We start from the raw sequence: 7,875 nt of genomic DNA, 5'->3' as shown, positions 1-7,875 counted from the left end.
GTTTGGCAGCCCTCCGCGCGTCGAGATTGGCGCCTCAAAATCCAAACGAATTAATACTCAAACGATTCAAATTTTACGTTTATTCTACTGGAGTTTTACTCAAAATCTACTTCGAGCTTTTGCGTCAAATAAATCCACATGTGGCAATGTCTCCTTCGAACGGGGAGACTACAACAATGAAGAAAACGAGGGGCAAGCTGTTGCTGGTGGCAATGGCGATGCAGCTTTCCGCTTGGGGATCAGCATATGCCGCGGGACCGGCCTATATGCACACCGGCGGACGCACCACCCAGCCTGTTGGCCATTATGAGTTCTGCCAGCGCAGTCCTGGCGAATGCAGCGAACGGACCCCCAGGGGTGCGCCGGTCGAACTGACCCGCAAACTGTGGGCGACGATCGTCAACATCAACAATTCGGTCAACACCCGCATCAAGCCGCGCACCGATATGGAAAACTACGGTGTCGAGGAATATTGGGCCTATCCGGCCAATGGCTATGGCGATTGCGAGGATTACGCGCTGGAAAAGCGCCGCGAGTTGATGGATGCGGGCGTGCCGGCCGGCAATCTGCTGATGACGGTGGCGCGCCAGCCGAATGGCGACGGCCACGCGGTGCTGACCGTGCGCACGAGCCTTGGAGAATTCATCCTCGACAATCTGGAAACCAAGGTCCTGTCCTGGACGGACACCGACTACACCTATCTCAAGCGCCAGTCGGACCAGAATTCCGGCGTTTGGGTGACGATCAATGACGGCCGCTCCGACGCGGTCGCCAGCGTCCGCTAGAACAGAGCTCAAGCGCGCCGCGTAAATGCGAGGCGCTTCAGGAGAAACCCGGTCGAGTCCCCACCCTCCCCGTCCCCAACGACCGGGTGAAAGGAGCCGGCCCCGTCCCCGGGCCGGCTCCGCCATTTCTGGCGAAGGCCGTTCGAAAACCAATCAGCCTGCGGTAGGCTGGAAGATCCCAATCTCATTCAGTCGAATCGTCCCGCCTTCCCACGCCCGGAAGATCGGGGCACTATAGGCCGATGGTTTCGCCTTCTGGATCACAGCGATGTCGGAAATCCCGGAAGATCGATGCGAGCGCCATCGCCTGTTCAAGGCTATCGACGATGCCTTCAAGGCCGGCGACTTCGAGGGCCTCGGCGTGGCGTTGGGCGGCTCTTCCCGCTGGTTCGACGAGCGCATGCCTTTCGAGCTCGGCCTCGGGCATCCGCTGGAGTATGCGATCTATTGGAGTTCCGTCGGCTTCATCTCGACCTTGCTCGATGCGGGCTCGGATCCGAATTACAGGGATCATGGCGGGTTTCCGTCCATCATTGCGGCGCTGTCCACCGATCGCGCCGATAGGCTGGACATCGTGCGGGTGCTGATCGAAGCTGGCGCCGACCCCAACATGCGGGGCGTCAACGACTGGACTCCGCTGCACTATTCGGTGGCCATCCGCAGTGTCGATGCGATCGGCCTGCTTTTGGCGGCGGGCGCCGACCCGGTGCTCGAAACCCGCATCGATGACTACAGGACCGCGGTCGAGGAAGCCGAGATTGCCGGCTTTGAAGGCGGTGCTTCCTTGCTGCGCGATGCGATGGCCGGGCGCAACTGACGGACAGTGAGTTGGGGCGCGACGAAACCACCGCCAGCAAATGCCAGGCTGGCCTCAAACCTTCTTCAACCCCGCCTTGAAGCGCTTGCCGTTGGCGACATAATGCGCCGCCGAGCCGCGTAGCCTGGCCACGGCTGCGTCGTCCAGCACCCTGATTGCCTTGGCAGGTGAACCGACGATCAGCGAATTGTCCGGGAATTCCTTGCCTTCGGTGACCAGCGCACCGGCGCCGACCAGAGAATTTCTGCCGATTTTCGCGCCGTTCAGCACGATGGCGCCCATGCCGATCAGGCTGTTGTCACCGATCGTGCAGCCATGCAGCAAGGCGCGGTGGCCGATCGTGCAGCCTTCCCCGATCGTCAGCGGGAAGCCGGGATCGGTGTGCATGACAGTATGTTCCTGCACATTGGTGTCGGCGCCGATGACGATGGGCTCATTGTCGCCGCGGATGACGGTGCCGAACCAGAAGCCGGCATTGCGTCCGACCCTGACGTCGCCGATCAGCGTCGCATCGGGCGCGATCCAATTCGAGTCCGCATCGGCGAAGCTGGGCTCTGTTCCATCGATCGCATAAAGCGGCATTTCTGGTCTCCGAATCGTCTCAGCCTGGCAGCTCGGACCCTAGGAGACGGACCGTCCATGAGGCAATGGCAAGGACGACGACGCCCAGCGCCAAGGTCCACGCAATTGCCGTGCAGCCGCAGGACATCAGCGCCAACGTTGAAATGCGGCGCTGACGCCGGGCATCGATGGCATCGTTGACCAGCATGAAGGGTCCGGCACAGGCGGTGGCGAGCAGCGAGCGCAAGACATGTGACGGCGACACATAGGGTTCGGTGAAGGCGACCTTGCGGCCCGACACCAGTTCCATAGCCGATCCGGCCAGCCCGCAGGCCGTCAACCCGACGGCAAAAGCAAAGAGTGTGAGTTCCAGCGGTCCCATCTTAACTTTCCATTTACCATGAAATTGCACAGTCGTTCCATGCAGGCTGCAAGAGCCGTGCCGAACGATGTGTGCCGCCCAGGGACACTGGAGGCGGACGGACGGCCCGAGATCCGAGGACTGAGATGAAGCAGGCAGCGCTCGCCAACGAACTCACTGTGGTCGATTCCAGGCTGATGAAGCGGGTGCTCTACGGATTCGCGGCGCTGGCCCTGCTTTCAGCAGCGATCAGCCTTGCAGGCAAATGGTTTGGCCATTCGATCGCCATGGCCGGATACACCGACGACGCAACGATGCACCAGGTGGTGATCGGCAACAATGTCATCACGGTCCCGGCCAACGCCATCCGTTTCGCCCAGGCCCGGCGCGACGGCATCGCCTCGCGGCTCGACCTCTATCTGCGCTATCCCCAGATGGACGGCTACAGCGAGGCCGCGCGGGATGATTTCAACCATACGGGGACAGCCAAAAGCATCGTTTTCCTGTCCTTCGAACAGCAGATGATGTCGCGTGACATGAGTGGCCGCTTCGCGCCGATCTACAGCGCGTTGATCACCCAACCCGGCATTGCCGGGCCTGGCGGCACGATGATTTATGGTTTCAACGAGAAATCAGGCTATCTGAACGAGGTGCTGGTTGTCGGCAATCGCCCCGGCAAGGAGCCGTTCGTGGCCCGTTGCCTGAGCGGGCCGAGTGCCGAGCAATCGCTGGCGCCTTGCGAGCGCGACATCCAGGTCGGCGACGAGCTCAGCCTCACCTATCGCTTCCCAAGGGAGTTTCTGGGCGATTGGCAGGCGCTCGACGCGGCAATCGCCACTGAAGCCGGGCGCGTCCTGAAAACAGGACAGTAAGAAAGCCTCGGAAGGTGCGGCCGGCCGGCCGCATTCGAGGCGGAGCCGGCCGAGCGCAAAATCGCTGGCTCAGGCCAGATCGATGTCGAGGATCGCCATCGAGAAATTGTAATCGCCGTCGTCCTCGTCCTTGAAGACGATGCCGAGGAATTCGTCGCCGACATAGACCTCGGCCGAATCGTCCTTGCGCGGCCGTGCCTTGACCTCGAGCTTGGGGTTCTGGAAGACGCGCTTGAAATAGGCGTCCAGCTTTCTGATTTCGTCCGGCTTCAACAGTCTTCTCCGATCATCGGGCTTGCTCGTTCGAACGCGCTTCTGGCACGTCGACAATGGCGATGTAAAGGCAAGCGGCCTGATAAGGCGAGACAACCACCCGCTCCTGCCCGCGGCCGGAATCCGGCAGCAGACGACGGCGCCGTGAAAATCAGATGTCGAAGCTGACGACCTGATCCATCGTCTGCGACGGCAGAAGCTGGTCCATCTGGCGCGACGGCTGATCGCAGCCGGTCTCACCGACGACGCGGGCCGGCACGCCGGCAACCGTCTTGTTGTGCGGCACAGGCGACAGCACCACCGAGCCGGCCGCTATCTTCGAGCAATGGCCGATTTCGATGTTGCCGAGGATCTTGGCGCCGGCGCCGATCAGCACGCCATAGCGGATCTTGGGGTGACGGTCGCCGCCGGCCTTGCCGGTGCCGCCCAGCGTCACGCCATGCAGGATCGACACGTCATCCTCGATGACAGCGGTCTCGCCGACCACGAGGCCGGTGGCATGGTCGATGAAGATGCCCTTGCCGATGCGGGCGGCCGGGTTGATGTCGGTCTGGAAGACCGAGGACGAGCGGCTCTGCAGATAGAGCGCGAAATCCTTGCGCCCCTGGTTCCAAAGCCAATGCGCCAGCCGATGAGTCTGTATGGCGTGGAAACCCTTGAAATAGAGCACAGGCATGATGAAGCGGTCGCAAGCCGGATCGCGATCATAATAGGCCTGGATGTCGACACGCACCGTCGTCGGCCACTCCTTGTCGTCGGCCAGCATGGACTTGAACGTCTGGCGGATGAGGTCGGAGCCGATGTCCTGGTGCGCCAGCCGCTCGGCCAGCCGGTGAATGACTGCTTCTTCCAGGCTGTCCTGGTTGAGGATGGTCGAATAGAGGAATGCAGCGAGCAGCGGGTCGCGGTTGACAGCCTCCATGGCCTCGTCGCGGATCGAACGCCAGATCGGATCGACCGGCTTCAATGCGCTGTGTCGGGAAATGCTGATGCTGTTCATCGCCGTCTCGTCCTGCGTCCTGCCTGGCTTGCCTGTTGTGCTTGCCTGTTGCCTGGCCGCACATATAAGCCAGATCATAGCACGATTGAACTCAATTTTCCTTAGTGCTTTGTCAAATGGATTTGGTTCGCGGGAATTCAAGCAGCCATGGAAAACGAACCCTTGATCGACGACGCGCTGAAAAGCGAGCTTTCGGCGCTCTACCGGGCACAGGGCCGCCACTACCACAACCTTGCCCATATCGAGGCGATGCTGGCGCTCGCTGGCGACTGTCGAGAATTGCTCGGCGACCCCGAGGCGATCGAAGCGGCGATCTGGTTCCACGATGCCGTCTATGACAGCAAGGCCAAGGACAATGAGGCGCAAAGTGCTGCCCTTGCCGAGAAAAAGCTGGCGGGCCGCGCAAATCCTTCACGCCTCAACCGCATCTCGGCAATGATCGTCGCCACCGCCACGCACCAGGTGCCGCCGTTCGAAGACGCGGCGGCCACACGGGACGCAAGTCTTTTCCTGGATATGGACCTGTCGATCCTGGGAGCCGCGCCGGACGCCTTCGACGCCTATGAGCGCGCCGTGCGGCGCGAGTACCACTGGGTGGAGGAGCCGATGTGGCGGGCCGGACGCAGTGCGGTCCTGAAGACTTTCCTCGCCCGCCCGCACATCTTCCACACGCAAGAGTTTCGCCAGCGCTTCGAACCGCAGGCCAGGGAAAACATGACGCGGTCATTGCAGGCCCTGCAAACCCCTTTGTGATCTTCGCCGGTGGCGCGCTTGCATGTCTCCCTATCCCGCCACGGGCGTTGCATCGAACAATGCACCGAGAAACGCCTGAACAAGCGAGCGCTGCGCGTCGGTCTTGCGATAGGCGACGCGGTGTATGGAACTGAACGAATAGGCCCTTGGCTTGATGGCCCGCATGTCTCCGGCCGCGACCCAGGGATCGGCAAAATGGCACGGCAGAAAGCCGATGAAGTTGCCCGACAGGATCAGCATCAACTGCGCCTCCATGTGAACGACCGATGCACTCGCCCTGGGATGGCCGACCAGGTAGAGGTCGTCGAAATGTCGATAGCTGCGCACCGAGAACCGCGCGGCATCGACGGCGCCTTGATCGATCCTTGAATCGGGCATCGCAAAGAGCGGATGCCGGCGGCCGCAATAGAGAAGATGCGGTTCGCCGCAATAGTCGCGATAGACGACCCCAGGCGCTTTCTGCGACAGCGGCCCGATGACAACGTCGCGACCGCCATCGGCAACTTGTTGCTCGAGTTCTGACGGCGTACCCACCGAAAGGTCGATGAAGACGTCGGAATCGGGCCCCATGAAGCGGCTGAGCGCGTGCTGGATACCCAGTTCGCCACTGGTGAAGACCCCATCCGACGTGCCAACCCGCAAGCGGCCCGACAGGCTGCCGCTGGCTGCATTGATGCGATGTCCGAAATCATCAAGGTCGCGGAACAGCTTCTGCGCCGCATCGTAGGTTGCCTGTCCAACCTCGGTCAGGCGGAATTGCTTGCGCCCGCGATGGCAGAGCTGGGCACCGATGCGTTTCTCCAGTTCCGCCAGATGCGTGCTCAGCGTCGGCTGTGACAGGTTGAGCGTGATTTGCGCAGCGGCGAACCCGCCTGAATCGGCCAGCGCCACGAAAACGCGCAGCAGGCGGATATCGATATTGTCCAGCCGGCGCATGCCATTCCCCATGATGCACAGAACGAAGCATCGATGTTATTCGATGTATCGTTCTAAATAAACTCATTTACATCAATGTCTGAAATCGCGAGCCTGTACTGAACAAAATTGGGGAACAATCATGAAACCGTTACTCGGCACCGCCTTGTCCGCAGCCCTGCTGCTCACCAGTTCGCAGCTCGCCCTCAGCGCCGACCAGATCCGCATCCTAGCGCCGACATGGCTGGGATTTGCGCCTGTCCATATCGCCAGCGACCTTGGCTGCTTCACCGCCAAGGGCCTTGATGTCAGCATCAAGTTCGAGGACGACCTGACCAACGTCATGGCGGCGATGGCGCGCGGCGACATCGAGATGCAGATGCGCTCGGTCGGCGAATATCAGGGGCGCCCGCGCGATGCTTCGACGCCCGGCATCATCATCGGCACGATCGACGAATCCGTCGGCGGCGACGGCGTCATCACCGATGACAAGATCAAGTCGGTTGCCGATCTCAAGGGCAAGGTCGTCGCGGCCGAGCCCAACATCCCTTCGCGCCTACTGCTGCAGATGGAGTTGAAGCAGGCCGGCCTGTCGCTGAAGGATCTTCAGATCAAGGACATCGCGACGGCCGATACGGGCGCGGTTTTCGTCGATGAATCGATCGCCGCGATCGCGACCTACGAACCGTTCATGTCGCAGGCGCTGAAGGCCTCGACCCGCACCGGTGCCCGCATGCTGATCTCGTCCAAGGATCATCGCGGCATCATCATCGACGCGATCATCGCCCGCAACGACGACTTCAAGGCGAACCCCGACAAATACGCAAAATTTCTCGGCTGCATCTATGAGGCGATCGATTTCATCAAGGCCGAGCCGGAAAAATTCGCCGACATGGCGTCCAAGCATTTCGGCCTGACGCCTGCCGAAGTGACCGACATCGTCAACTCCAGCCTGTCCTACACGACGCTTGCAGAATCCCTGGCCTACATGGGCAAGCCGGGAGAAAAAGGCACGTTGCACGGGATATTCGACACGGTGATGGATCTTAATCTGGAGAACGGCGCCGCCGACAACAAACTGGTGGCGGCCGACCAGATCGACAATTCGGCGATCAACAAGATCCCGGCGAAATAGCGGCCGCGCGGCCGGGCCGGCAGCTTGTCTCGGCTGTCGGCAGCGATGTCATTCCGGCTTACCGCCGGTGACGACCGTTCTTTCGATCATCCGGGGATAATGATTTGTTCAGCAGCCTGTTCGTCTTCCGCGGTCGCGGATCGCCGATGCTGGAGTTTGCCGTCAGTGTCGCTGCGGCTGCGCTCGTTATTGCCCTGTGGGAGCTGGCGGCGCGCGCGGGCATCATTGCGCCGCAGTTCCTGCCGTCGCCGAGCCGTGTCGTCGTCGCGCTGTGGACGATGCTGACCGAGCAGAACCTGCTGTGGCACGTCGCGGTCTCGACCACCCGTGTCTGGATTGCGTTCGTGTTGGCCGCCGTCATGGCGATCCCGATCGGCATCATGATGAGCAGCTACCGGATCGT

The 7,875-nt window shown here is 61.3% G+C and carries 10 protein-coding genes and 1 pseudogene; 6 read left to right on the top strand and 5 right to left on the bottom strand.

The window, feature by feature from the left end; all coding sequences use genetic code 11:
- Positions 1-176: 176 nt before the first annotated feature.
- Both EOB49_RS31400 and EOB49_RS31395 read left to right on the top strand, forming a co-directional pair.
- Positions 177-785: a transglutaminase-like cysteine peptidase gene (locus EOB49_RS31400; protein ID WP_127323056.1), complete on the top strand. Its 609-nt coding sequence runs from the start codon at positions 177-179 to the stop codon at positions 783-785.
- A gap of 268 nt (positions 786-1,053) precedes the next feature.
- Entirely contained in the window at positions 1,054-1,602 is a 549-nt protein-coding gene (locus EOB49_RS31395) for an ankyrin repeat domain-containing protein (protein ID WP_127383254.1), read from the top strand.
- A 54-nt stretch (positions 1,603-1,656) separates the two neighbouring features.
- Here EOB49_RS31395 and EOB49_RS31390 read toward each other — a convergent pair whose 3' ends face one another.
- Both EOB49_RS31390 and EOB49_RS31385 read right to left on the bottom strand, forming a co-directional pair.
- Positions 1,657-2,184: a gamma carbonic anhydrase family protein gene (locus tag EOB49_RS31390; RefSeq protein ID WP_127383253.1), complete on the bottom strand. Its 528-nt coding sequence runs from the start codon at positions 2,182-2,184 to the stop codon at positions 1,657-1,659.
- 19 nt (positions 2,185-2,203) lie between these two features.
- The gene (locus EOB49_RS31385; protein WP_127291442.1) at positions 2,204-2,545 is read right to left on the bottom strand and encodes a hypothetical protein; all 342 of its coding nucleotides are present in this window, start codon (positions 2,543-2,545) and stop codon (positions 2,204-2,206) included.
- 125 nt (positions 2,546-2,670) lie between these two features.
- On the opposite strand from EOB49_RS31385, the gene EOB49_RS31380 reads away from it, so the two are divergent.
- On the top strand, positions 2,671-3,396 hold the full coding sequence (locus EOB49_RS31380; RefSeq protein WP_127383252.1) for a hypothetical protein: 726 nt from the start codon (positions 2,671-2,673) through the stop codon (positions 3,394-3,396).
- A gap of 69 nt (positions 3,397-3,465) precedes the next feature.
- Here the strand turns inward: EOB49_RS31380 and EOB49_RS31375 are convergent, their stop codons facing one another.
- Entirely contained in the window at positions 3,466-3,669 is a 204-nt protein-coding gene (locus EOB49_RS31375) for a DUF3126 family protein (protein ID WP_013531334.1), read from the bottom strand.
- A gap of 151 nt (positions 3,670-3,820) precedes the next feature.
- Positions 3,821-4,669 carry a serine O-acetyltransferase gene (cysE, locus tag EOB49_RS31370; RefSeq protein WP_013531333.1) on the bottom strand — a complete coding sequence of 283 codons (849 nt, stop codon included), beginning with the start codon at positions 4,667-4,669 and terminating at the stop codon, positions 3,821-3,823.
- A gap of 147 nt (positions 4,670-4,816) precedes the next feature.
- Here cysE and EOB49_RS31365 point away from each other — a divergent pair, with 147 nt between their 5' ends.
- On the top strand, positions 4,817-5,422 hold the full coding sequence (locus tag EOB49_RS31365; protein ID WP_127383251.1) for a hypothetical protein: 606 nt from the start codon (positions 4,817-4,819) through the stop codon (positions 5,420-5,422).
- Between the two features lie 30 nt (positions 5,423-5,452).
- Here EOB49_RS31365 and EOB49_RS31360 read toward each other — a convergent pair whose 3' ends face one another.
- On the bottom strand, positions 5,453-6,358 hold the full coding sequence (locus EOB49_RS31360; protein ID WP_050596708.1) for a LysR family transcriptional regulator: 906 nt from the start codon (positions 6,356-6,358) through the stop codon (positions 5,453-5,455).
- 121 nt (positions 6,359-6,479) lie between these two features.
- Here EOB49_RS31360 and EOB49_RS31355 point away from each other — a divergent pair, with 121 nt between their 5' ends.
- A complete protein-coding gene (locus EOB49_RS31355; protein WP_127383250.1) occupies positions 6,480-7,472 on the top strand; it encodes an ABC transporter substrate-binding protein in 993 nt (330 codons plus the stop codon).
- Between the two features lie 104 nt (positions 7,473-7,576).
- A pseudogene (locus tag EOB49_RS31350) lies at positions 7,577-7,875 on the top strand (ABC transporter permease); the annotation flags it as partial.

It is taken from the genome of Mesorhizobium sp. M7A.F.Ca.MR.148.00.0.0, assembly GCF_003997735.1.
In the GTDB taxonomy this organism is placed as follows: Bacteria; Pseudomonadota; Alphaproteobacteria; order Rhizobiales; family Rhizobiaceae; genus Mesorhizobium.
The sequence above is the reverse complement of the archived record's forward strand: the minus strand, read 5'-3'. Positions and strand labels throughout refer to the sequence as shown.

What these genes read in the sequence shown, in the direction of transcription:
- EOB49_RS31400 (WP_127323056.1), top strand. Translation starts at nt 177, where the DNA reads ATGAAGAAAACGAGGGGCAAGCTGTTGCTGGTGGCAATGGCGATGCAG.
- EOB49_RS31395 (WP_127383254.1), top strand. Translation starts at nt 1,054, where the DNA reads ATGTCGGAAATCCCGGAAGATCGATGCGAGCGCCATCGCCTGTTCAAG.
- EOB49_RS31390 (WP_127383253.1), bottom strand. Translation starts at nt 2,184, where the DNA reads ATGCCGCTTTATGCGATCGATGGAACAGAGCCCAGCTTCGCCGATGCG.
- EOB49_RS31385 (WP_127291442.1), bottom strand. Translation starts at nt 2,545, where the DNA reads ATGGGACCGCTGGAACTCACACTCTTTGCTTTTGCCGTCGGGTTGACG.
- EOB49_RS31380 (WP_127383252.1), top strand. Translation starts at nt 2,671, where the DNA reads ATGAAGCAGGCAGCGCTCGCCAACGAACTCACTGTGGTCGATTCCAGG.
- cysE (WP_013531333.1), bottom strand. Translation starts at nt 4,669, where the DNA reads ATGAACAGCATCAGCATTTCCCGACACAGCGCATTGAAGCCGGTCGAT.
- EOB49_RS31365 (WP_127383251.1), top strand. Translation starts at nt 4,817, where the DNA reads ATGGAAAACGAACCCTTGATCGACGACGCGCTGAAAAGCGAGCTTTCG.
- EOB49_RS31360 (WP_050596708.1), bottom strand. Translation starts at nt 6,358, where the DNA reads ATGCGCCGGCTGGACAATATCGATATCCGCCTGCTGCGCGTTTTCGTG.
- EOB49_RS31355 (WP_127383250.1), top strand. Translation starts at nt 6,480, where the DNA reads ATGAAACCGTTACTCGGCACCGCCTTGTCCGCAGCCCTGCTGCTCACC.